A 23,209-nucleotide genomic window follows, 5' to 3' on the forward strand; every position below is an offset into this window, starting at 1 on the left:
CAGGATGGAGAAGCCCCCAATCAGTGAAGGCTTGCAAGGCTCACAACTCAGAACTGGTGTTGCACACCGATGTTGAAGAAGTTCAGGTAGCTGTTGTTGTAGCTGCCGGACAAGTGCGGGCGACCGATCCCGTCCTGATCCACCGGCATATCACCCAGCCAGGCCAGGGTATAGCTGGCTTCCACCTTGGTGGCTGGGCTCAACTGATAACTGGCCCCCAGACCCCAGCGCCAACCAGAACCCACTGGAAGCATCACAGTACGGTACTCATCACTCACTGCACTACTGTCATAGCCGATTCCGCTGCTCAAACGCAGTGCAGGGGTGACATCAACCTGTGCCCCCAGGCTGGCATGCCATGTATCCTTGTAATTCATATCAATGGTTTGGCTGCCCATGACAGATGCCACACCGATATCGCCAAAACGGGACCACTGCTGCCAGTTGGCACTGGCCAGCAAGGCCCACTGGTCGTTGAGCTGGTGATAGCCACTTAGTGTGATGGTCTGCGGAATCATGATCTCGACCCCTAGACCTGCCACATCAGCACGTGGGAAGAGCTGATCTTCCAGCTCCCACTTCAGTTCGGAGAAGTAGCTCAAGCCGATACGGGAGTGCTGATCCAGCTCGTAAAGTACCCCGAAGGAGGCGCCATACGCCCAGTCGCTGTTGGAGAATTCCCGCCCTTCCCCCATCCCGGACGTCAGATCCACAGAGGCTTCCAGCGAACCATTCATGGCGATCAGGCTGGCTCCCACCGACCAATTTGAGTCAATGCGGTACGCCAGACTCGGAGCAAAGGCGATGCCGGTCAGCTTGGCCGACTGGGTATAACCACGACCATCCCAGCCATCGCCATAATCGATACCCAGACCGTGACTGCCAAAGACACCGATACCTGCGACCCATTGATCGTCGATGGCATGAGTCAGATAGAGGCTGCCGAGCGGCGCGGTCTGCAGGGCATTTCCACCGTTGTTACCGCCGTTGTCCAGATCCAGCTCAAGGTCGCCGTATACCACACCGCCATTGACCTGCAACTGGGTACCTTCCAGTTTGGTCATACCGGCCGGGTTGCTTGCGATAGTATCTGCCCCTTGGGCACGGGCGGCAGACCCTGCGTTGGCCAGCGCACTGTTGGCAGTGCTGGTCTCGTATAGGGCAAGGCCGCCAGCCATGGCTGATGGACTCAGCAAAGCGGCAAGCATCAGCGACAGCTGTCGTGGCTGCATTTAAATACTCCTGAATAGTGAACATGGTGAGCACCCGGCAAGGTGTGCTGCTCAAAAACACGGTTTGACTCTTTGATTGTCAGCATCCGGGAGACCTGCGGCTTTATACTGCTCGCTCATGGCGTCACGGGATGGATAAGGTCGGCAAACACTCCTGCCGCAGTCATTTATGCCGGAGCAAAAGAGTGAACCATCACGCCATCGTGGTAACTGACAGGGGGCATCCTAACGGGATGAGGGGCATGCTTCATTAGGGTTGGGCATACGCAATGGTTAAGCATTGCTTAAATATCCTTCCCCCAACACAACACCTCTATTACATCACCGGCGCCATTGACCTTCACCTCGTGGCAAGGTTTACAGTCCAGCCATCTGCTCCCGAAGGATGCTCGGATTGTCACTCACCCAGCTTGCTGCAAGATTGCCCTCTGTTGCTATGGCCCGGCTATTGCTGGCGCTGCTGCTCGTCTGCAATCTGACCCTCTGCATCAGCTGGCATAGTTCTCCCCTCTCCTCCGAGCCGACCCCAAGCAGCGCCCAGTCGATGGTGATGTTCGATTCATCCATGACGATGGCGGATGGCGATATCTCTCATGCAATGCCCGCTATGGATCACCCGGGCGATGTCATGGCCCTCTCCTGCCATCAGGGAGGCGAGGGGTCAGCCATGGGCGATAAGTGCCAAATGCAGACCGGCGTCAATGCTCTCTCCTTCGGCGCGATGGCTCTGCTGGGTGTATTGGTCGCCCTGCTGATCTTCCCCCTGCTGCTTGGCAACAACGTCGCAGCGTCACTGCTTGATAACTGGTTGCGGGATCCCTTCCTGCGCTCGCGCGGTACTCACCCTCCCTCCTGGCCACGCCGACATCTGATGCTGTCGGTGTTACGCCACTAGAAACTCCTTCTCTTGCGGCACAGGCAAGCTTTAACTTGCCCGTTTCCTGCCGCCTTGCCTGACCCTGTGCCCCGGCCAAACCGGTCCGCTCACAGGGAGCCGTGCGCACTGATACAGCTGCGCCCCGTTTGCCGCCAGCCCCTTTGGTGATGCCTTGCACCTCACCCGACCGGCGGCCTGCAAAAGAGAAGACGTATTATGTCACCAGCCCACTTTTCACCGTCCAAGGTTGCTGCCTTTGCGGGCGCCTTATCCTCCTGCACTTTCTGCATGCAGATCCGCGCCGGAGACCAGTCATGAACAAGACCGTCCTGATGTCGGCCCTGCTACTTGCCCTTGGAGCTGGTGGCGGCTACTGGGCCGCCAAACAGACCTCCGATGGCGCAAGCGCCAAAGAGAAGACGCCCCTTTACTGGGTCAATCCCATGGATCCCCGCGACAAGCGCGACGGCCCGGCCAAGGACAACATGGGGATGGACTTTATCCCCGTCTATGAGGAACAAAAAAACGGCTCGCCGGGCACAGTCACCATCAGCCCCGAGATCCAGCAGAACCTGGGGGTGCGGCTGGCTAAGGTCGAGCGACTGCCTATCCACCAGCAGATCGAGACGGTGGGCTATGTCGGGTATGACGAGGATCGGCTGGAGGCGATCAACGCCCGCATGGCGGGCTGGATCCGCACCCTCGCCATCAAGAGTGAAGGGCAGCAGGTGAGCAAGGGGAGCCTTATTTACGAGCTCTACGCACCGGATCTGGTCAACGCCCAGCACGAATACCTGCTCGCTCTCAACACCGCCAACCCGCTGCTGCTGCGCGCTGCCGAGGGCAAGCTCAAGTCCCTGCAGGTACCGGCAGATCAAATCTCAGCCCTCAAGCGCAGCCGTCAGGTGCGCGAAACCATCAGCATTTACGCCCCCAGCAGCGGTTATGTCTCCGAGCTCAAGGTGCGCGAGGGCCAGTATGTTGAGCCCGCTGCGGCGCTCTTTAACATCAGCACCCTCAAGCAGGTGTGGGTCAGTGCCGAGGTGTTCGAGCGCCAGGCCGCCCAGCTGAAGGTGGGGGACCCGGTCACCATGACTCTCGACTATGCCCCCGGTCGCAGTTGGCAAGGTAAGGTGGATTACCTCTACCCGACACTGGACGCAGCTACCCGCACCCTCAAGGTGCGGCTGCGCTTTGACAACCCGGACGAGTTTTTGAAACCCAATATGTTTGCCAAGGTGAGCATTCGCACCGGGCAGAGAGAGCCGCAATTGGTGGTGCCGAGCGAAGCGGTGATCCGCACCGGCAGTCAGGATCGGCTGGTGCTGGCGTTGGGGGATGGCAACTTCAAGTCGGTCGCCGTCACTCTCGGCCCCCAGTTTGGCGACAAGGTTGCCATCAAGGCAGGGGTAGAGGCTGGGGATAACATCGTCAGCTCGGCCCAGTTCCTGCTCGACTCCGAGTCGGCCATCGATTCGGACTTCCAGCGCATGACGGCAGTGCGCCCCGCCCAGGTGTGGACCCAGGGCGAGGTTGAAAGCATCGATCTGGCCAACCGTACCCTGATGATCTCCCACCAGCCCATCCCCGAGTGGCAGTGGCCCGCCATGGAGATGGAGTTCACCGTCGCCGACGGGGTCGATATCAGCAAGCTGGTCGAGGGGCAGACCCTGCACCTGCAGGTAATGCAGGAGGGGGATGAGTACCGCATCACCACCATCCATCAGGAGAAGGCCCCGACAAGCGGCCATGCTCTTGAGCAGGCAAAAGATGAGATGGAAGGGATGGGCCATAGCCAGCACAATATGGGAGCCAAGCCATGATCCCCTCGATTATTCGCTGGTCCATCGGCAACCGCTTTCTGGTGCTGCTTTTGACCCTCATGCTCACCGCTTGGGGGCTCTGGTCAGTGAAGCAGACCCCGGTGGACGCCCTGCCGGATCTCTCCGACGTGCAGGTGATCATCAAGACCTCCTACCCGGGCCAAGCGCCCCAGGTGGTGGAGGATCAGGTGACCTACCCGCTCACCACCGCCATGCTGGCGGTGCCGGGGGCCACCACAGTACGCGGCTACTCCTTCTTCGGCGACTCCTTCGTCTATGTGCTGTTTGACGACAGCACAGATCTTTACTGGGCCCGCGCCCGGGTGCTGGAGTACCTAAGCCAGGTTGCGCCCAACCTGCCCGCCTCCGCCCGCCCCCAGCTCGGCCCCGATGCCACCGGGGTGGGTTGGGTCTATCAGTACGCGCTGGTGGACAAGACTGGCAAGCATGACCTCAGCCAGCTCACCTCCCTGCAGAACTGGTTCCTCAAGTACGAGTTGCAGACGGTGGAGGGGGTCTCCGAAGTCGCCACCGTCGGTGGCATGGTGCGCCAGTATCAGGTGCGGGTCGATCCGGACAAGCTACGCGCATACGGTATCCCGCTCTCCCTTATCGAGACCGCCATCAAGCAGGGCAATCAGGAGACCGGCGCCTCCGTCATCGAGATGGCGGAAGCGGAGTACATGGTGCGCTCCAACGGTTACCTCAAAAGCATCGAGGATCTGAAGCAGATCCCGCTCGGCACCACGGTACGCGGTGCCCCGCTGCTGCTGGGTGATGTGGCGGATGTGGTCACCGGCCCCCAGATGCGGCGCGGCATTGCCGAGCTCAACGGCGAAGGTGAAGTGGTGGGCGGCATCATAGTCATGCGCTACGGCGAGAATGCCCAGCACACCATCGACGGGGTCAAGGCGCGACTGGCGGAGCTGAAAAGCAGCCTGCCAGAGGGGGTGGAGATCGTCACCGTGTACGATCGATCCGACCTTATCCAGCGTGCCATCGACAACCTCTCCGGCAAGCTGGTGGAGGAGTTCGCGGTGGTGGTGCTGGTCTGCCTCGCCTTCCTGTTCCACCTGCGCTCGTCGCTGGTGGTGGTCATCTCCTTGCCCATCGCCATCCTGACCGCCTTTATCGTGATGCACCTGCAGGGGATCAACGCCAACATCATGTCGCTGGGGGGCATCGCCATCGCCATCGGCGCCATGGTGGATGGCGCCATCGTGATGATCGAGAACGTCCACAAGCATATGGAGCGGGAGGCGCTCACCGACAAGAACCGCTGGCGCATCATCACCGAGGCGAGCATCGAGGTGGGGCCCGCCATTTTCTTCTCCCTGCTGATCATCACCATCAGCTTCCTGCCGGTGTTCGCGCTGGAGGCGCAGGAGGGGCGGATGTTCCACCCCCTCGCCTACACCAAGACCTATGCCATGGCGGCCGCGGCCGGGCTCGCCATCACGCTGGTGCCGGTGATCATGGGCTACTTCATCCGTGGCAAGGTGCTGGCGGAGCAGGCCAATCCGCTCAACCGCTGGCTGAGTCAGGGCTATGTGCCTTTGCTCAAGGCCGTGCTGGCGCGCCCGAAAACCACCCTGGCCATCGCCGCCGTGGTGACGGTGGCGGGCTTCTGGCCGCTCAAGTATCTGGGCTCCGAGTTCATACCGCCGCTCGATGAGGGGGACATCATGTATATGCCCACCACCGCGGCCAATATCTCGGTGGGCAAGGCGCGGGAGATTTTGCAGCAGACCGACAAGCTCATTCGCACCGTGCCCGAGGTGCAGAACGTGTTCGGCAAGGCGGGGCGCGCCGAATCGGCCACCGACCCCGCCGATCTGGTGATGATGGAGACCAGCATCCAGCTCAAGCCCCGGGATCAGTGGCGCCCCGGCATGACCCCGGAGAAGCTCAAAGAGGAGCTCGACTCCCTCATCCGCTTCCCCGGCCTCACCAACGCCTGGGTGCCCCCCATCAAGACCCGCATCGACATGCTTGCCACCGGTATCAAGACCCCGGTCGGCATCAAGATAGCGGGGCCGGATCTCAAGGTGATCCAGCAACTCGGCCAACAGCTCGAACAGATCGTTGGCAAGGTGGAGGGCGCCTCATCGGTCTACGCCGAGCGGGTGGCGGGTGGCCGCTACGTCAAGGTGGATATCGACCGGCTCAAAGCGGCCCGCTATGGCCTCAACATCGCCGATGTACAGGCGGTGCTCGCCACCGCAGTGGGCGGCATGGAGGTTGGCCAGACCATCGAGGGGCGCGAACGCTATCCCATCAACCTGCGCTACCCCCAGAGCTATCGCGATTCTGTAGCCAGCTTGGAGCTGCTGCCGGTGGTGACTCCGAGCGGTGCGCGCATCGCGCTGGCGGATGTAGCCCGGGTCTACATCAGCGATGAAGCCCCCATGCTGCGCAGTGAAAACGCGCGGCTCAACGGCTGGGTCTACGTCGATATTCGCGGCCGCGATATCGGCTCCTTCGTCGATGAGGCCAAAGCCGAGGTGGGCAAGCAGCTGGTGCTGCCGGCGGGCTACGCCCTCACCTGGTCTGGCCAATACGAGTACATGGAACGGGCCAAGGCGCGCCTCGCCTACGTGGTGCCGCTGACGGTCGCCATTATCGTGCTGCTGCTCTATCTGGCGTTTCGCCGCGTTCAGGAGGTGCTGCTCATTCTCACCACCTTGCCGCTGGCGGTGGTGGGGGGGATCTGGACCCTCTGGCTGCTCGACTTCAACCTCTCGGTGGCGGTCGGGGTGGGCTTTATCGCTCTGGCGGGGGTGGCGGTAGAGACCGGCGTCTTGATGCTGGTCTACCTCAACCATGCCTGGGATGACCTGGTGGCCAGTGGCAAGCCGGACAAGGCGGGTCTGCACCGGGCGGTGATCCACGGCGCCGCCCTGCGCCTACGCCCCAAGATGATGACGGTGGTCACCATCATCGCTGGCCTCTTGCCCATCATGTGGAGCCACGGCACCGGATCCGAGGTGATGCAGCGCATCGCCGCCCCCATGATCGGCGGCATGGTGAGCGCGCTGGTGCTGACCCTCTTGGTGCTGCCCGCCGCCTACTACCTGTGGCGCAGCCGGCACCTGGGCGCGACCGAGCACCAACCCGCCGGCTAACCCGGTGGCTGCGCCCTTTTTGACAACCAAGAATCTGAATCAACGACGAGGAAACACCATGAACTACAAGACGCTGACCCTGACATTGCTGCTTGGCCTTGCCACCCAGACCAACCTGCAAGCCGAAGAGATGATGCACCATGAAGGGCACGAGATGAGCCAGACGGGTGAGATGAACGAACAGGCCGCAATGGTGATGACCAAGGGGGTCATTACCCGCCTCGATGAGGGGAGCGGCAAAGTCGGCATCAAGCACGAGGCGATCGAGAATCTCAAGATGCCCGCCATGACCATGGTCTTTCGAGTGGCAGATCCGGCCCAGCTCAAAGGGCTCAAGGTGGGGGATGCCATCCACTTTCATGCCGAAAGCCAGAGCGGCAAGCTCACAGTAACAGCCATCCAGCCGCAATAAACGGCTCTGGCTCGCCGAAAAGGTCACGATAGACAGTGACAACGCAAGAGGGAGGCATCAGCCTCCCTCTTCTATTGGTTAACCGCTAGTGTGCAGTGGCACTCAGCTGCGGGTTGCCAGCAACTGCTCCACATCCTCGATCACCTTGAGGGCCGCCTGCGGGCCGCCGCTGGAGGTCCAAAGCGACCCGTCCACGGCGCCAAAGCGCTTGGCCTTGATCACCGGCAACTGCTGGAACGCCGGGGTCTGCTCCGCCTGACGCATGGCATCCACCGCATCACCGCTGGCGCTCAGAGTGCCGACCACCAGCCAGTCAGCATCCAGCAAGTTGAGGGACTCCAGACTCAGCGCCGGTGAGTGGGGTGCGCCAGTACCCTGCTGCTTGCTTGGGCGTACCAGCCCCATCGACTCCACTACGCTGCTGGCAAAGGTGCCCTGATACATAAAGCTCGGCCCCTTGGGGTTCCAGCGCACGATGCTGATGCTCTCCCCCTGATGCTTGGCCAGCTTGCTGCGAGCCTGAGTCAGCCGCTCGGCATACTGCAGCAAGAAAGTATCCCCTTGCTGGTCACGGTTGAGGGTGTGGGCGGTACGGCGGAAGCTATCCTGCCACGGCTCACCCCACTTGCTGGTCACCACGGTCGGCGCGATCTCCCCCAGCAAGGTCAACAGCTCGGGACGGGTCTGGCCGGTCAGGATAAGGTCGGGCTCCAGCGCAATCAGCGACTCCAGATTGGGGCTGTCGAGATCGCCGATCACCTGGATACCCATGCCCGCCTTGTTAAGCAAATAGCGGGGCAAGGTAGGTTGGCCACGGCCATTGACGGCGCCGATGGGGGTCAGCCCCAGGGTCAGGGTGCTGTCGAGTTCGAGCTCGCTCAGCACCACCACCCGCGTTGGCTGGACTGGCACCTGCACCTTCTGGCCAAACGCATCGGTCACTTCACGCATCTCCTGCGCCTGAACCAGCGGCGCGGCCAGCATCAGGATGGCTGCTGCCAGGGCTGCAAAACGCTTCATCATCTCACTCCTTCTCGTTGCACGGCCCGGATAATCGGCCGCGTGAATACACTCGGTGGGCCCACAGAGCAGGCCCATATGACTCAACTCGCCGAACGCAGGGTGCGGCCATGTTCGTGGCGACGGGGCACGATAATGGGCGCCCCATCGCCGGGGGCATGCAGAATGTCAACACTGGTCTGGTAGAGCCGGTCGATTAGATCCTTGGTCACCACCTCCCGGGCCGGGCCCATGGCAGCAATGGTCCCCTCGCCGATGGCGATCAGCTCGTCACAGTAGCGGGCCGCCATCGCCAGATCGTGGATCACCAGCAGCACGGTTTTGCCCTCGGCGGTGATGCGATGGATCGCCTCCATCACCTCGGTCTGGTGACCGATATCGAGGGCACTGGTGGGCTCGTCGAGCAGCACCATGTCGCTGTCCTGGGCCAGGATCATCGCCAGCCAGGCCCGCTGTGCCTGCCCGCCGGAGAGGGACGCTGCGCTCTGCTGCCAGATGCTTTCAAGCTGCATCCGCTCGCAGGCAATACGCACCATGCGGGCATCCTCCTCGCCCCACTGATTGAACCAACCCTGATGAGGGTGGCGGCCATACTGCACCAACTGCTCCACCAGAATGCCGGCAGGCAGGGTCGGCCGCTGGGGCAGATAGGCGAGCTCCCGCGCCAGCCCCTTCATGGGGTAGCTGGCGAGCGGCTTGCCCTTAAGCAGGATCTCGCCGCGTTGGGCTTTCATCTGGCCGGATAACAGCTTGAGCAGGGTCGATTTGCCGCAACCGTTGGGGCCGACGATCCCCACCAGCTTGCCCCTCGGCACGCTGAAAGAGATGTCTCGCAAAATGGGGGTCTGCTGATAGGCGAAATGGAGGCGATTTACGGTGAGCGTCATCAGTCAGCCCTCTGGCGATCGTTAACAAGAAGAAACAGCAGCAACAGGCCGCCGAGAATGCGGGTCATGATACCGGTCGCCACCTCGTGGGGGCTGGCCAGCACCCGGACCAGGGTATCGCTGGCAAGCAGCAGCAGGGCGCCGCTAAGCGCCGCCAGCCAGAGCGGCACCACCCGGTCTTTCACCAGCCAAGAGGCAAGAATGGGGGCCGCCATGGCGATAAAGACCACGGGGCCGCCGATGGCGGTGCCGAGCGCCGCCACCAGAATGGCCTGCGCCAAAACGCCCAGTTGCACCCGATCGCCGTTGACGCCAAGCCCTCTGGCCATCTCGGGACCAAAGCGCAGCACCGCCAGCGAGCGGGAGAGATAGACGATCCAGGGGCAGAGGAGCAGCAACAGGATGGCGATGGGGGTGATGGTGCTGTAACCCACGGCGATAAAGCTGCCCATATTCCACAGATAGAGGGAGCTCAGGTGCAGCAAAGCCTGGGTGGACATCACAAACTGGCCGAGCGCCTCGAACAGCTCGGAGAGGCCGATGCCGATCACCACGAACAGATAGCCCTGCTCACCCGGTTTGCGGCAGAGGGCATAGAGCACCAGCGCCGCGAAGATGGCGCCGATAGGTGCCGCCCACCAGGGCCAGCTGCCCACAGTCAGGTAGAGGGAGAATACAATGATGGCCAGAGAGGCGCCGTTGTTGACCCCCACCATATCGGGTGTGGCCAGCCGATTGCGCACCAGAGTCTGCACCAGACAGCCGGAGAGCCCCATGGCGGCCCCCGCCACCACCACCCCAAGGATGCGCGGCAGCCGGATCTTGAACAGGGTGAGCTGTTCAAGCCGTGTCCCCTCCCCCAGCAAGGTGTTGACCACCCCGGCCAAGCCAAGCTTGCCGCCGCCAACGCTCAGGGCCAGCAGAGCAAGCGCCAGCAACGCCATGGCCAGCAGAGCCAGCCAGCGCCAGCTTGGCAGATGGATCAGCAAAGAGCGGTTGCCGGCCCGCAGGCAGAGCATATCGGTAGGTGTACGCATCAGCCCCTCACTTGACGGTCAGCAGGGTACGAAAGCCCCCGCGATGAACGATGGCGATCAGCACAGGCGCACCGATCAGGGCCAGAATGACGCCATTGGGCAGCTCGAACGGCTGGATCAGCCAGCGCGCCAGAATGTCGGCCAACAGCAGAAACAGCATGCCGAACAGAGCGGAGAAACAGACCTGCACCGACAGCTTTACCGGTTCCACCAGTCGGCCACAGTAGGCGGCCAGAAAACCGACAAAGCCGATGGGGCCGGCGATGGCGATGGCACTGGCGGTAAACAGGGTGGCGGCCAACAGCACGCCAATTCGCACCCGGTTTGGGCGGATCCCCAGCGCCTGGGCCTGACTGTCCCCCATCTGCATCAGGGTCAGCTGGCGACAGAGCAGCAAGGTGATGACAAACGCCGCCAGCACGAAGGGCAGTACGGCTATGATGGCATCGAGATTGGCCGCCGACAGGGAGCCGAGGTTCCAGAAGCGGTACTGCTCCAGCACCATCTTGTTGGAGAGCAGCAAAAAGCTGGAGAGACCACCGAAGGTGGCGGAGAGCGCCACCCCGACCAGAATCAGCTTGAGGGGGTTGGAGCGGCCAATCATCATGCCAAGCCCCAGCACAATCACGTTGCCGAGCAGCGCACCGAGTCCGGCCCAGAGCAGATAGCCGTAGGCGGACTCCACCCCGAACCAGGTAAGCCCCACCACCAGCGCAAAGACGGCCCCGGCGTTGACCCCGAGCAGGCCGGGTTCCGCCAGCGGGTTGCGGGTCGCGCTCTGCAACAAGGAGGCCGCCAGAGATAAAGAGGCGCCGACCACCATGGCGCAGAGGGTGCGCGGCAGTCGCAAGGTATTGAGCACCATGGCGAGCTTCTCGTCACTCGCCCAAGGCGCGTCACCCATCAGGTAGCTGAGCACTTCGCGGGCACCATAGACGCCCGCACCGGTGGCGAGCGAGAGGCAAAACAGCGTGCAGAGAAGGAACAATGCCAGCCAGAACAGAGGGGTCTGGTACTTAACCACCCTTTACGACTCCTTGCGTTGGGTCTGACAACATGCAGCCAAACCGACGTGAAAACAGGGCGCTCTTGTGTCAACGGAAATAAAAACGCCGCCCGGACGAATACCCGGACGGCGCAATACTAAATGCAAATCATTTTTATTTGCAAGTGTGAGTCAGGTATTCTTTCGCATCCGCTTAATTATCCATCACATCATGACGGGTCTGGTGATAGGCCTCTTCACTCTTGCCCCGGCGCCAGTACGGCACGGCGTAGAGTGACTGGCGATCCACCTCGAGCACGGAACGAAAATGGCGGCGCAGCGGCAGCACCAGCGCCTCTTCCCCACCCAGCCAGAAGAAGCCACCATCGCGCACCAGCGGCAGAGCAATCACATGCTCCAGCAGGCCGCTGGACTCGGGCTCGCCGACAAACCAGTGACAGCGCACCCCGACCGGTAGTGTCAACGGCTGAGCATCGGCCTGATCTGGCACCAGAATCGCAATTTCCCCTCTGGCATCGGCAGGCATCACCTCATACATCGCCATGATGGCGGGCAAGGCGGTGAGATCCCCCACCAGGCAGTAGTGATCGGCCGGTTGCAGCATGGGGTTGGGGCCACCCGGCCCGGAGAGGATCACCTTCTCTCCCGGCTTGGCATGGGTGGCAAAGGCGCTGGCGGGCCCGCCGTCACCGTGCAGCACGAAGTCGATATCAATTTCCTGCTCATCACGGCGAAACGCGCGGATGGTGTAGGTGCGGATAACCGGCTTGTCCGCCGGGTCACTCCAGCGCGGGCCGCTCGGGGTCATTGCAGGCAGCACCGGCTCTACCTGATGGGGCTGGGCCAGCATCACCTTGATATGGGCCCCACCGCAGGTAAAGGGATAGTCAGCCAACTCGCTGCCACCAAAGGTGATGCGACGCAAATGGGGGGTGATCTGGGTGATAGCTTTGACAGTCAGCAGACGGGGACGATTGGGAGGCAGAGATGGGGACACAATGAGGCTCCTCGTTGAGTGTGTCGCCCATGCTACATGCAAATAGGAATCACTATCAAATAAGATTATTTCTCGTCTAATAGCTATAAGCTGGATTCAAACATCCCCAACCACTCGCGTCCACACCCCAATCCAGAAATAGGCTTTATGCACGCTAGCTCCATGATTGGACAAAGAAAGCCGCCGGACAACGCCACTGTTACAAAGGGTTCCATTTGCTTATTTCGACCATAGTTTTTCGAGATCAAATTTTATTTCCTAATAAGTTTCCTATCCTTAGTGAAGCAGTTAATGTAAGCACAGGATGCCAAACAGGATTGTATGATGGATGACCAGATCCTGATTATTGATGATGACGATCTCTCCCTCCCCGACGCACAGCAAGCGGGCTGGAAGGTGATGATTGTTGACGATGAGCCTGAAGTGCATCGCATCACCAAAATCACCTTGAACAAATTCGAGTTTGACAATCGCCCCATCGATTTTCTGCATGCCTATTCCGCGGCACAGGCCAAGGAGTTGCTGGCCACCACCCCGGACGTTGCTCTGTTGCTGCTGGATGTGGTGATGGAGGTCGACCACGCCGGCCTCGATGTCGTCAAATACGTCCGTGAAGATCTGCAAAACAAGATGGTACGCATCGTGTTGCGTACCGGCCAGCCCGGCCAGGCGCCGGAAGATGACGTGGTCACCAACTACGACATCAACGACTACAAGGATAAAACCGAGCTCACCTCCCAGAAGCTGCGTACCCTGCTGCGGGCCAGCCTGCGATCCTATCGGGATATCCGCACCCTGGAGAGTAACCGTCAGGGGCTGGAAAAAGTCATCGAAGCCTCCAAGGGGATCTTTGAGAAACGGGCGTTGCGCCAGTTTGTCGAAGGCGCCCAGGAGCAGCTCAGCGCCCTGCTCCATCTGGGGGAAACCCAGATATACGACGTCAAGCAATACGCCTATGAGGTGAAGGATCAAGTATTGGAGCCCCTGCTCCCCGGCCATCCCGCCATGCTCCTCACGGACGCGCCGGAGATCCTGCGCCAGGCTATGAGCAAGCGCAGCAATGTCTATAACGCCACCCAGATGGTGCTCTACTGTCAGAATCCGCGCCACCACCTGCTGTTCCACATCGAGACCACCCGCCAGCTCAGCCAGATCGATACCAGTCTGCTGACACTGTTTACCGAAAACATCATAGTGGCGCTGGAGAATATCCGGCTCAATGAGGTTATCGCCGACAACCAGCGGGAGATCATCTATCGCATCGGCGAACTGGTCGAAACCCGTTCAAAAGAGTCAGGACTGCACGTCAAACGGGTCGCGCTCTATACCGAACAATTCTGCCACCTGATGGGCATGAGCGAAGAGCAGAGCGAGCTGGTGAAACGTGCCTCGCCGCTCCATGACATTGGCAAGGTGGGAATTCCCGATGCCATCTTGCACAAGCCGGGCAAGCTGACACCGGAGGAGTGGGAGATCATGAAAACCCACGCCCAGCTCGGGCAGGATATGCTCTCCGGCAGCGATCTGGCGCTGTTTCAGATTGGAGCCACCATCGCTGGCAATCACCATGAGAAGTGGAATGGCAGTGGCTATCCCCGCGGTTTGAAGGGGGCCGATATTCCGCTGGAGGGGCGGATTGTGGCGCTGGCTGACGTGTTCGATGCTCTGGGTTCGGATCGCTGCTACAAGAAGGCGTGGCCGCTGGACAAGGTGCTGGCCCTGATTGAAGAGGAGAAGGGGCAGCATTTCGACCCCCAGCTGGTCGAGCTGATGATGGCCAATCTGGACAAGTTCCTCGAGATCCGCGAGCAGAACAAGGATGTCTATATCGGCGAACACTGATAGCCAGCTTGTTCTGTTTATGAACTAAAAAAAACCGCCCTGCTTATCAGGGCGGTTTTTTTTCTCTGGCATCACGCCACTTCAGTACGAGGGTTACTGCTCTGGCAGATTGAGATCCAGCTTGGCAGCAGGTTGTCCGGCTTGCTGATTCTCGGCCTGCGCAGCGGCCAGAGCACGCTTCAGGGCACGCCGTTTTTGTATCACCACAAACCCGACCCCACCCAATACCGCCAGCAGCACACCACCACCCGCCAATGCCCAGATCAGCCAGCCCATTTCCTCCTCTGCCGGAGCTTCATGGATCGCCTCGGCACTGGAGGCCGGTGCGGCGGCCGACACCACCGCTACAGGAGGCGGCGGTGGCGGGAAGACATTGAAGGTTTTCACCGGCAACTCGATTTTCAGCTCACGGCCGAGGCGAGTGGTGCCATAGAGGGTTGCTTTCACCTCATGCTGACCGACCTCCTTGATGTTGGAGAGATCGATATCAAGCTTGGGATCGCTGGCGATCTCGCTGAACTCGTAGAGGCCGCCCACATTGCTGGTCACACTCCCCTTGACCACCACGGAAGCGGGATCCAGCTCATCACGGTCGATTAGCAGTGAGAGCTTGGCACCGAGCTCATCCGAAGGCGGCGACAAGTTATAGCTGAACGGGTAGGGGTAAAGCAGTACATCCTGATAACGGGCACGGACAAACACCTGATTGCCCGTACTGAACATGGCGCGGTACTTGCCACCGGGAATATCCTGCAGCGTCACTTCCGCCGTCATGATGCCATCGCCTGGCACCTCATCTAGCCCCTTGCCATCATCGCGATAGTGGCCAAGTACTTGATCCAGCACGACCTCTTTCTTATCGGCATCGCTGAACGATTGCAGCTTGACGGTCATGCCAAGATCAGAGAGATAGTATTTATCTTTCGGCGGCTGACCATTGATCAGCAACCACGCCTTGAGCTTGACCACCTCCCCCTGATAGAGCTGCATCGGCAGGGCGGCGATATCGAGCCGGATATCGGAGAGAATGCGCACCCGGTTATCGGGATCCACATCGCCAATCGCCTGCCAGGGGCCCGGCATGGGATTGCGCAGGGTAATGAGATCATGCTCCGGCAACGCCAGCCAACCCACATCTGCGGGTTTGACCTTGCCCACGTAAAGCTTGCTGCCATCGGGGCGAACCAGGATCACGGACGGGGTACCCGGCTTGCGCTTGATGATGAAGGTGATCTCCTTCACGCCGTAATCGATGCGAAAGCGGTTATCCAGTAGCGGAATATCGGAGGGAGCAAATACCTCGGTTGCCGTCGCCCCCAGCGAGAGCAACAACAGCAGACCGGCACACCACTTGCTCATTGCCGCCACAGACAACTTCCTCCCTTCTTCTGTACCAGATCCAGTCTCGCCTCGTGCAGGGCCTGAACCTCGGTGCTGGCACGCACCACCTTGAGGGCGGGTCGGTTGCTCTCCAACCTGCGAATGCTGGTGTCCTGATTGCTTTCGTTTTCGTTGCTCTCGGTGGCCAGATTGAGTTTGGTCTGGCCGCCGGTCATCAACAGATAGACGTCAGCCAGGATCTCCGCATCGAGCAAAGCCCCGTGCAGGGTACGGTGGGAGTTGTCGATACCGTAACGATCGCAGAGCACATCCAGGTTGTTGCGCTTGCCGGGGAAGAGATCCCGCGCCATCGCCAGGGTATCTGTGATGGTGCAGATATCCGCCGTCTTGAAGTTGAGTCCGAGCTTGCTGAACTCGTAGTCCATGAAGCTCACGTCAAACGGTGCGTTGTGAGCGATCAGTTCGGCGCCGCGAATGAACTCGAGGAACTCGTCGGCGATCTGGCTGAACGACGGTTTGTCACGCAGGAACTCGTCGGTAATACCGTGCACCTGGATCGCTTCCGGGTCGACCAGACGATCAGGCTTGATATAGACGTGATAGTGGTTACCGGTCAGCTTGCGGTTGATCACCTCCACACAGCCGATTTCGATAATGCGGTGCCCCAGATAGACAGGGCCACCCGCCGTATTCATACCTGTGGTTTCAGTATCCAGAATGATCTGGCGATTCAGTTGGGGTGTGTTCATGATCCAATCTATGTCAAACTTCGGCTTTACTTACTCGCTAGTTTACCCCAAGCCTCATGTTAAAACAGATTGATTGCTCATGTTAAAACAGATTGATGTCTATACCGACGGCTCCTGCCTCGGCAATCCGGGCCCGGGTGGTTACGGGGCCGTGATGGTCTACGGCAAGCACCGCAAAGAGATTTCCGCCGGATTCAAGTTGACCACCAATAACCGGATGGAGCTGATGGCCGCCATCATGGGGCTGCGTACCCTCAACGAACCGTGCAAGGTGCGCCTCACTACCGACAGCCAGTATGTCCGCCAGGGGATCACCCAGTGGATCATCGGCTGGAAGAAGAAAGGGTGGATGACCGCCAACCGGCAACCGGTCAAAAACGTCGATCTCTGGAAGGAGCTGGATGCGGAAGTGGGTCGCCACCAGATTGAGTGGCTCTGGGTGAAGGGTCACTCCGGCCACCCGGAGAACGAACGGTGCGACGAGCTGGCCAGAGAGGCCGCCTGCGGCAAGGATCTGGCCGAGGATACCGGCTACCAGCCCTGACGGGCCATTCCCGGTGTGGCGAGGGACTTTGGCAGTTGCCAGCGCCGCCGCACCGGGATCAGTGGAAAGCGCCGTTTACGGGCCGCAATCACGTATACCGATGCAAATGCCCTGCAATAATCCCGCCCGATACTCTCCCGCCACCAACTGTGCCAGCTCTGTTTCCCCATAAACGAGTAACCGAAACGCTCGTCGAACATCACCTCGCATCCCAGCAGATGCAGCCAGTCCGTCACCCGCCCCGGGGTGAACATCCGTGCCGACCAGGGCATTCTGCGCCGCAAGAACGGCACACAGTGACCGATCCCGACCAGACTCATGGGGTTATAACCACTGATGATCAGCCAGCCATCGTCGGTCAGCACCCTTTCGGCTTCGCGCAACACCTGATGAGGATCGGCAGAGAAATCGAGGCAGTGGGCCAGCAGGCAGGCATCGACGCTGCCGGTCCGCACCGGCAGATCGAGGGGATCGCCATACATGTCGAGCAGCCGCCCGCCGGGGGCGACACCGATCTGGTGACGAATGGAGGAGCGTTTGCAGGAGAGTTCGGCGCTCAGAGCGCCAATTTTCAGCAGATGATACCCAAACAGATTGGGACACCAGTTGTCGAGCCGCTCCTGGATCTCGGCCGCCACCCAGTCCCCCATAGGCAATGCAGACCAGCTGGTCGGGATCTCGATTTGTTGTTCGGTACGTGCCACCTGCATAATAGGGCTCAACTCGGGGTTTCGAACGCCATCCTGTTATATAAGATACCCTCCCTAAAGAGAAGCAGACTCATGTATCCAGTGATCACAGTTCCAGCCTTTAATGACAACTACATCTGGTTGATCCGCCACGAAAATCACTGTCTGGTGGTCGATCCGGGCGATGCCGCACCCGTGCTGGAGCGGCTCGAGGCATTGGGGCTGGTGCTCGATGCCATCCTGCTGACCCATCACCATCACGACCATGTCGGGGGTGTCACCGACCTGCTTGCCCACTTCCCCCACGCCCGGCTCTATGGCCCCAAACTTGACCCGATGCCGGATCACCACGGTCAGTGGCTGGAAGATGGCGATCAGATCAACTGGCACGGCCTCGCCCTCGAGGTGATCCATGTGCCCGGGCACACTCGCGGCCACATCGCCTACCACGGTAACGGCATGCTGTTTTGTGGCGATACCCTCTTCTCGGCCGGTTGTGGCCGCCTGTTTGAAGGGACGCCGGAGCAGATGTACCACTCGCTGCAACGACTCGCCGCCCTGCCCGATGAGACACTCATTTATTGTGCCCACGAGTACACCCTCTCCAACCTGCGTTTTGCCTATGCGGTCGAGCCGGACAACCCGGCGATCCGCCGCCAGATCGGGCTGATCAGCAAACTGCGGCAACAAGGACTGCCAAGCCTGCCAACCCGGCTGGGTGACGAACGCACTTTCAACATTTTTCTGCGCTGCGAACAGGATTCAGTGAAATTTTCTGCTGAAAAACATGGACTAAAATGCGTGGAAAATCCGGTAGATACCTTCACCATCCTGCGTCAGTGGAAGGACGTTTTTTGAACAAACCTTGATCAGGGGGCCATTGCCCCTTATGATGCGAGCTGTTTTTCCTAAAAATGACCGGAACGAGATGAAGGTACGAACGGCCTTATTGGCAGCGCTGTTGCTCAGCGGCTGCCAAAACCTGAGCCATCAGGATGACCGGGCGCTAACGGCAATCGAGCCGATCAAGTCCCCCCAGGTCAAGAAAAAAGCGCATAAAAAACACTCTTCCCATTTCCTGTTTGGCGATGAACAGCTGGACGAAATGGAAGAGACGGACAATCTGTGGGTGCGTATCAGCGATGATATGCAACTGGAAACTCCGGACAACCCGCGCATCCGCCAGCAACGTGAGTGGCTGTTGCGCAATGATAAGCATCTGGCGACCATTGCCAGCCGGGCTGAACCCTACCTCTATCTGATGGTAGAGGAGATTGAACGGCGTGAGCTGCCAATGGAGCTTATTACTGTCCCGATGATCGAAAGCATGTTTGATCCCCATGCCCGATCCCGCAGCAATGCCGTCGGACTCTGGCAGTTTGTGCCAGCGACAGGCAGAAACTTCGGTCTGCGCCACGACAACTGGTATGACGGACGGCGCGATGTGCTGGCCTCCACCAATGCGGCGCTCGACTATCTGGAGTACCTGAACCGCTTCTTTGACGGTGACTGGCTGCAAACGCTGGCCGCCTACAATGCCGGTGAAGGACGGGTGCGCAACGCCATCCAGCGTAACCAGCGCGCAGGCAAGCCGACCGACTACTGGTCGCTCGATCTGCCCCGCGAAACCCGGATGTATGTGCCCAAGATCCTCGCCATGGCTGACATGATCAGCAATGCGGACAAGTACAATATCCAGTTGCCGGTGCTCGCCAACGAGCCGAAGCTGCGAGTGGTGGAGACCGGCAGTCAGATCGATCTGAATGTGGCCGCCCAACTGGCAGGTCTGCGCACGTCACAGCTCAAGGAGGTCAATCCGGCCCTGAGCCGTGGCGTGATGTCGCCCCGTGGCCCTTACCGCCTGCTGGTACCGGTAGAATATGCCGATACCCTGGAGCTGGCACTGGCCGATCTGCCCAAGAGCGAGCGTATTCGTACCCGCTCCTATCAGGTCACCAGTGGCGATACCCTGTCGCGCATCGCCCAGAATCATGGCGTCAGCGTGAACGAGCTGAAGCTGGCCAACAATCTGCGCAGCAACAACCTGCGTCGCGGTCAGCAACTGGTGATCCCGACCCACGGTCAGGTCAGCAGCAAGGCCAGCTCCGCCAGCAAACCGCAACAGCTGGCAAGCCGTGGCAGCAGCCAGAAGGCCAAAGTCAGTTACAAGGTGCGCTCGGGTGACAACCTGTGGAGCATCAGCCAGGCACACGGCGTCTCCCACGAAGAGCTCGCCAGGTGGAACGGTCTGAATGCCAAGTCGGCGCTCAAACCAGGCATGAAGCTGGTGGTCTATCCCAAGCAAGGGAAGAAGAGCGACAAATCGATGGTGTATCAGGTTCGCCGTGGCGACTCCATCTCCTCCATCGCGGCTCGCTTCCAGGTGGCCATCAACGATGTGATGCGCTGGAATCAGCTGGATAAAGGGGATTACCTCAAGCCCGGTCAGGAGCTGACCCTGTTTGTGAAGAACAACAGCTAAGCCTCACCGCTTGAACCCGATAAAAAACGGGGCCAGTCATCTGACTGGCCCCGTTTTTTATTACTGCGGCTAACCGCTGCAGTGTCTGAACCGCCGACTAAAACAATGGCTTGGCGCCACCTGCGGATGCATCACCGCTCTGCAGGCAAAACTATCACCGCTATTCCCAGAGCCTTGTCGGCACCACCATCAGCACGGTGCGCTGACCGATCGCCACGTTGGCATTGGGGAAGACCACCGCCTCACGCGGCTTCTCGACTGTGTAACGCAGCTCACCATCCTCGGCCAGCACGAAACCTTGGGGGAATTCGGTGAAGTTGTCCACATCGCTGGCGAACAGGAAGCGAAAGTCCGCCGATTTTTTGGTGATCACCCGATCGATGGCAAACAGGGTGAAATCATCCGCCCGCCACGGCTCCAGCGCCACCTCATCCTGAGTGACCAGCTCCTGCAGCGCTTGGCGGGTTTCGATAAAGCGGGTCATATCGTTCTCGCCAAACGGGCGCACCTTGCCCAACTCCACCGTAAAGGCGTGGGCACCATGCTGGCGGGAGCTGTAGTAGCTGAAGGTCGTAGTCGGGCTGGCGGAGAGCAGAATGGTGCGCACCCCGCAGGCGCCGAGGAACTGCACCTGCTCGCGGCAGTGGGGCCGCTCATGGGGAAAGGGGTAGACGGCAAACTTCTCGTGGCGCGAGCCGCGAATGGCGGTGTGCAGGTCGTAGTGGTAGCGGGGACGAGCCGGATCGGCAAAGAAGCGGCTCACAAACTGCTCGAGGCGCATGGCGCGGATCCGCTCCCGATTGCAGAGCCCCTCCCCCTTGCTGTGTGCTCCGGAGAAGAGCCGGTTCATGTTCTCCTCCACCTCCCGCAGCCCCAGATTCATCGCCGCCGGATTGCCAAACAGGAACAGCACCCGATGGCGGGCGCTCAGCTCGCCTGAGAGCAGACGACTCAGCAGCTGGTTGCAGATCTCGATGGGAGCGGTCTCGTTGCCGTGGATGCCGCAGGAGAGGACGATATCCTTGCGTCCTCCCGGCTGGTCGTCCGTGCCACTAGCAGGCTCCAGACAGAGCACGCCCGTATCCCAGACGCTGACCCGCGCACCATCGGGCAGGGCAAATTCAAAGGGCTCAAGCTGCCACTCATGGCTGCGGGTCAAGGCCAAAAAATCGTGCTGGGGAATCATCCGTCTCACCCTCTCGCTCTGGAATACTATGGCCGGATTATACGCAAGGCATCGCGGCTTAAAATCGTTTTTTAAACAAATTCAAACATTAACGATACAAGTGTGATAACAATCGAACGATGACAGCAATGACAGTAGCGATATGGAATAAAGAGGATAGGAAAAAGGATCAATAAATAACGGGGGGAAACGGGGGGAGGATAAAACAGACAATGACAGACCAGGCGGCTGGTCCCCACAGGGGCAGAACAGCAAACGACTCAGCAGAAAAACAAGGCATCCATGCCCGGCTGATCAACCACGCCAGAACGGCTTGGTGGTCTCTTGATAACGGTCAGCTTCGTTCAGGCCGATGTCTTTGAGCAGGTACTCGGGCAGCTCGGAGAGCTGGCGACGGCTGCGGCTGCGCTCCAGCCAGGTCAGAACGGTCATTTTAACGCGAGCAACCAGATTCAATTGGCTGGAATGCTGGTAACCGGTTTCGGTATAAGTCATGTTGGCCATGATGTGGCTCCTCTGAATATTTGTTTACGCACTGGGCTTTATTTGATGCGCAAAGCTTAGTCAGGGAGTCAGACCGACTCAATTGACGAATTTTGATACGTTACATTAGGAAAACTAATAGTAAAAAGCTGACTGATACAATTTTAATTGTTTGATTTATAAAGAATAATTAAATCACCATTCGACCATCAACGGCCCGCAGCATATTGTGCTGCATGGCACCCATCTATATATGCATTTTACTGCTTTACATATGCAGGGATGGACAAGGTGTGAACAACTGGCAACAGCGGAGTTACACATTGTTGTTAATTTAATGATCTTGTGACGATCTTTATTTAACACAATGAAACATAAATAAAACCAGCACCGCATCCCCATTCAGAGGCGCACATTGCCCCCTACTCAAAGTGCCTCTTGGCACTCTAACAGCATGCTGGTATGTTTATTTATACAGTGTTTTTGCTACCCGCAGCGATGTCATACCTGATGTCGTCAACAGCGGGTCAGACCACAGGATCATCGATGGATACCTTTACCCCGACCGCCGCCCTGCGCCAACAGATGGCCGCCATTGAAGCCTCTCTCAACCAGCTGGCCGATCTGCTTGGCCAGCTCGAGCTGCAGGAGGCTCATGTCTATCCCCTCCCCCCGGTTGCACAGGGGGAAGAGCACGACCCGATCGAGCAAATTGAGGTGGGCTATCTCAACGGTGAAGCCGCGCTGGCGGCCACTCTCGCCGCCTATCGGGACCACAGCGCCCGCCCCGGCTGCTCCACCAAGGCGACTCATCGGCTGCCCGGCTGGTTGCGCTTTCCTGCCGCCACAGCCCCCTTGCTGCAACCGCTGATCGACCAAATCAACCAGCACAAACTCGATTTCAAAGCGCTGGTGCAGCAGGCGGGGGGACGGGACGAGAAGTTCGAGCTGGTACATACCGCCCTGCCCGGGGTGATCACTCTGCAGGTCTACCGCAAACTGACCCTGCTGGCGGGGGAGCTGCAATCCCTCGGCTTTACCTGGGCCGACAAGCAGACCATCAATCGCCTCAGTCGCGAGCAGGTGCTTGAGATGCTGGAGCGCAGCCGCCGCTACATACCGGCCCTCTCCAACAACGAGGAGTGGAGCAAGATGGTGGATCAGGAGGTGTACGACATTCGCCGCCTACCTGCCGATGCCGAGCTGCGGATCCGCCGCCCGGTCAAGACCCACCCGATGATCAACCTGCTCTGGCTGGAGCGCACCCCGCGCAAGCAGCAGATCAAGGCGAGCCTGCCTCTGCTGCTCTGCTCCGATACCCCGCCCGCGGTCACTCATCTGGGCAACTATCCCCCCAAGAGCCGGCAGGCGCGGCGGGATCGCAAGATTGGCGGTGAACCCATCATCGAGCGGCTGCACCTCTATCTCTATCAGGGGTGACTGGATCAGGAATAGCTGGGCCGCCTTGCCGCGATAA

At 59.7% G+C, this 23,209-nt stretch carries 20 protein-coding genes; 9 read left to right on the forward strand and 11 right to left on the reverse strand.

The window, feature by feature from the left end; genetic code table 11:
- Positions 1-47: 47 nt before the first annotated feature.
- Positions 48-1,232, reverse strand: a complete 1,185-nt coding sequence (locus AB5Y99_RS03750) for an OmpP1/FadL family transporter (RefSeq protein WP_368208730.1) — start codon at positions 1,230-1,232, stop codon at positions 48-50.
- 394 nt (positions 1,233-1,626) lie between these two features.
- On the opposite strand from AB5Y99_RS03750, the gene AB5Y99_RS03755 reads away from it, so the two are divergent.
- The 4 genes from AB5Y99_RS03755 (at position 1,627) to AB5Y99_RS03770 (ending at position 7,469) form a co-directional block, all read left to right on the forward strand.
- A complete protein-coding gene (locus AB5Y99_RS03755) occupies positions 1,627-2,127 on the forward strand; it encodes a hypothetical protein (RefSeq protein WP_368208732.1) in 501 nt (166 codons plus the stop codon).
- A gap of 296 nt (positions 2,128-2,423) precedes the next feature.
- Entirely contained in the window at positions 2,424-3,932 is a 1,509-nt protein-coding gene (locus AB5Y99_RS03760) for an efflux RND transporter periplasmic adaptor subunit (RefSeq protein WP_368208734.1), read from the forward strand.
- Positions 3,929-7,057: an efflux RND transporter permease subunit gene (locus AB5Y99_RS03765; protein WP_368208735.1), complete on the forward strand. Its 3,129-nt coding sequence runs from the start codon at positions 3,929-3,931 to the stop codon at positions 7,055-7,057. The genes AB5Y99_RS03760 and AB5Y99_RS03765 overlap by 4 nt, the downstream gene beginning before the upstream one ends.
- A 58-nt stretch (positions 7,058-7,115) precedes the next feature.
- Complete coding sequence (locus AB5Y99_RS03770) at positions 7,116-7,469, forward strand: copper-binding protein (protein ID WP_139433515.1); 354 nt, start codon at positions 7,116-7,118, stop codon at positions 7,467-7,469.
- 102 nt (positions 7,470-7,571) lie between these two features.
- Here the strand turns inward: AB5Y99_RS03770 and AB5Y99_RS03775 are convergent, their stop codons facing one another.
- The 5 genes from AB5Y99_RS03775 to AB5Y99_RS03795 form a co-directional block, all read right to left on the reverse strand.
- Positions 7,572-8,489 (reverse strand): iron-siderophore ABC transporter substrate-binding protein, encoded by a 918-nt coding sequence (locus AB5Y99_RS03775; protein WP_058058834.1) that lies wholly within the window; start codon positions 8,487-8,489, stop codon positions 7,572-7,574.
- An 83-nt stretch (positions 8,490-8,572) separates the two neighbouring features.
- Positions 8,573-9,376 carry an ABC transporter ATP-binding protein gene (locus AB5Y99_RS03780; RefSeq protein ID WP_076495127.1) on the reverse strand — a complete coding sequence of 268 codons (804 nt, stop codon included), beginning with the start codon at positions 9,374-9,376 and terminating at the stop codon, positions 8,573-8,575.
- Entirely contained in the window at positions 9,376-10,413 is a 1,038-nt protein-coding gene (locus tag AB5Y99_RS03785; RefSeq protein WP_368208736.1) for a FecCD family ABC transporter permease, read from the reverse strand. Before AB5Y99_RS03785 ends, AB5Y99_RS03780 begins: the two co-directional genes overlap by 1 nt.
- A 7-nt stretch (positions 10,414-10,420) precedes the next feature.
- Positions 10,421-11,437, reverse strand: coding sequence for an iron ABC transporter permease (locus tag AB5Y99_RS03790; RefSeq protein WP_258720402.1), 1,017 nt, complete (start codon positions 11,435-11,437; stop codon positions 10,421-10,423).
- 175 nt (positions 11,438-11,612) lie between these two features.
- Complete coding sequence (locus AB5Y99_RS03795) at positions 11,613-12,416, reverse strand: siderophore-interacting protein (RefSeq protein ID WP_368208737.1); 804 nt, start codon at positions 12,414-12,416, stop codon at positions 11,613-11,615.
- Between the two features lie 324 nt (positions 12,417-12,740).
- On the opposite strand from AB5Y99_RS03795, the gene AB5Y99_RS03800 reads away from it, so the two are divergent.
- Positions 12,741-14,258, forward strand: a complete 1,518-nt coding sequence (locus AB5Y99_RS03800; RefSeq protein ID WP_005361714.1) for an HD domain-containing phosphohydrolase — start codon at positions 12,741-12,743, stop codon at positions 14,256-14,258.
- Positions 14,259-14,351: 93 nt separating this feature from the next.
- On the opposite strand, the gene AB5Y99_RS03805 is transcribed toward AB5Y99_RS03800, so the two are convergent.
- Entirely contained in the window at positions 14,352-15,617 is a 1,266-nt protein-coding gene (locus AB5Y99_RS03805; RefSeq protein WP_323891349.1) for a TIGR03503 family protein, read from the reverse strand.
- The gene (gene dnaQ / locus AB5Y99_RS03810; RefSeq protein WP_064336501.1) at positions 15,614-16,348 is read right to left on the reverse strand and encodes a DNA polymerase III subunit epsilon; all 735 of its coding nucleotides are present in this window, start codon (positions 16,346-16,348) and stop codon (positions 15,614-15,616) included. The genes AB5Y99_RS03805 and dnaQ overlap by 4 nt, the downstream gene beginning before the upstream one ends.
- Before the next feature lie 79 nt (positions 16,349-16,427).
- On the opposite strand from dnaQ, the gene rnhA reads away from it, so the two are divergent.
- A complete protein-coding gene (rnhA, locus tag AB5Y99_RS03815) occupies positions 16,428-16,892 on the forward strand; it encodes a ribonuclease HI (RefSeq protein ID WP_005353268.1) in 465 nt (154 codons plus the stop codon).
- On the opposite strand, the gene AB5Y99_RS03820 is transcribed toward rnhA, so the two are convergent.
- Positions 16,880-17,602, reverse strand: coding sequence for a methyltransferase domain-containing protein (locus tag AB5Y99_RS03820; RefSeq protein WP_033138893.1), 723 nt, complete (start codon positions 17,600-17,602; stop codon positions 16,880-16,882). The two genes, rnhA and AB5Y99_RS03820, sit on opposite strands and share 13 nt — an antisense overlap.
- A gap of 72 nt (positions 17,603-17,674) precedes the next feature.
- Here AB5Y99_RS03820 and gloB point away from each other — a divergent pair, with 72 nt between their 5' ends.
- A complete protein-coding gene (gene gloB, locus AB5Y99_RS03825; RefSeq protein WP_005337817.1) occupies positions 17,675-18,439 on the forward strand; it encodes a hydroxyacylglutathione hydrolase in 765 nt (254 codons plus the stop codon).
- A 70-nt stretch (positions 18,440-18,509) separates the two neighbouring features.
- Positions 18,510-20,063, forward strand: a complete 1,554-nt coding sequence (locus AB5Y99_RS03830) for a LysM peptidoglycan-binding domain-containing protein (protein WP_323891352.1) — start codon at positions 18,510-18,512, stop codon at positions 20,061-20,063.
- Positions 20,064-20,223: 160 nt separating this feature from the next.
- Here the strand turns inward: AB5Y99_RS03830 and astE are convergent, their stop codons facing one another.
- Both astE and AB5Y99_RS03840 read right to left on the reverse strand, forming a co-directional pair.
- A complete protein-coding gene (gene astE / locus AB5Y99_RS03835) occupies positions 20,224-21,249 on the reverse strand; it encodes a succinylglutamate desuccinylase (protein ID WP_201950215.1) in 1,026 nt (341 codons plus the stop codon).
- A gap of 294 nt (positions 21,250-21,543) precedes the next feature.
- Positions 21,544-21,753 (reverse strand): DUF1127 domain-containing protein, encoded by a 210-nt coding sequence (locus AB5Y99_RS03840; RefSeq protein ID WP_005337823.1) that lies wholly within the window; start codon positions 21,751-21,753, stop codon positions 21,544-21,546.
- Positions 21,754-22,278: 525 nt separating this feature from the next.
- On the opposite strand from AB5Y99_RS03840, the gene AB5Y99_RS03845 reads away from it, so the two are divergent.
- Positions 22,279-23,172: a DNA replication terminus site-binding protein gene (locus tag AB5Y99_RS03845; RefSeq protein ID WP_201950213.1), complete on the forward strand. Its 894-nt coding sequence runs from the start codon at positions 22,279-22,281 to the stop codon at positions 23,170-23,172.
- Positions 23,173-23,209: the final 37 nt, after the last annotated feature.

Source organism: Aeromonas sp. R4-2 (assembly GCF_040908295.1).
Lineage (GTDB): Bacteria > Pseudomonadota > Gammaproteobacteria > Enterobacterales > Aeromonadaceae > Aeromonas > Aeromonas veronii.

Bases quoted from the DNA above. Each gene is read 5' to 3' on its own strand.
- AB5Y99_RS03830 (WP_323891352.1), top strand. From the start codon at position 18,510: ATGAAGGTACGAACGGCCTTATTGGCAGCGCTGTTGCTCAGCGGCTGC.
- AB5Y99_RS03765 (WP_368208735.1), top strand. From the start codon at position 3,929: ATGATCCCCTCGATTATTCGCTGGTCCATCGGCAACCGCTTTCTGGTG.
- rnhA (WP_005353268.1), top strand. From the start codon at position 16,428: ATGTTAAAACAGATTGATGTCTATACCGACGGCTCCTGCCTCGGCAAT.
- AB5Y99_RS03780 (WP_076495127.1), bottom strand. From the start codon at position 9,376: ATGACGCTCACCGTAAATCGCCTCCATTTCGCCTATCAGCAGACCCCC.
- astE (WP_201950215.1), bottom strand. From the start codon at position 21,249: ATGATTCCCCAGCACGATTTTTTGGCCTTGACCCGCAGCCATGAGTGG.
- AB5Y99_RS03840 (WP_005337823.1), bottom strand. From the start codon at position 21,753: ATGGCCAACATGACTTATACCGAAACCGGTTACCAGCATTCCAGCCAA.
- AB5Y99_RS03845 (WP_201950213.1), top strand. From the start codon at position 22,279: ATGGATACCTTTACCCCGACCGCCGCCCTGCGCCAACAGATGGCCGCC.
- gloB (WP_005337817.1), top strand. From the start codon at position 17,675: ATGTATCCAGTGATCACAGTTCCAGCCTTTAATGACAACTACATCTGG.
- AB5Y99_RS03820 (WP_033138893.1), bottom strand. From the start codon at position 17,602: ATGCAGGTGGCACGTACCGAACAACAAATCGAGATCCCGACCAGCTGG.
- AB5Y99_RS03750 (WP_368208730.1), bottom strand. From the start codon at position 1,232: ATGCAGCCACGACAGCTGTCGCTGATGCTTGCCGCTTTGCTGAGTCCA.
- AB5Y99_RS03785 (WP_368208736.1), bottom strand. From the start codon at position 10,413: ATGCGTACACCTACCGATATGCTCTGCCTGCGGGCCGGCAACCGCTCT.
- AB5Y99_RS03770 (WP_139433515.1), top strand. From the start codon at position 7,116: ATGAACTACAAGACGCTGACCCTGACATTGCTGCTTGGCCTTGCCACC.
- dnaQ (WP_064336501.1), bottom strand. From the start codon at position 16,348: ATGAACACACCCCAACTGAATCGCCAGATCATTCTGGATACTGAAACC.
- AB5Y99_RS03775 (WP_058058834.1), bottom strand. From the start codon at position 8,489: ATGAAGCGTTTTGCAGCCCTGGCAGCAGCCATCCTGATGCTGGCCGCG.
- AB5Y99_RS03800 (WP_005361714.1), top strand. From the start codon at position 12,741: ATGGATGACCAGATCCTGATTATTGATGATGACGATCTCTCCCTCCCC.
- AB5Y99_RS03805 (WP_323891349.1), bottom strand. From the start codon at position 15,617: ATGAGCAAGTGGTGTGCCGGTCTGCTGTTGTTGCTCTCGCTGGGGGCG.
- AB5Y99_RS03760 (WP_368208734.1), top strand. From the start codon at position 2,424: ATGAACAAGACCGTCCTGATGTCGGCCCTGCTACTTGCCCTTGGAGCT.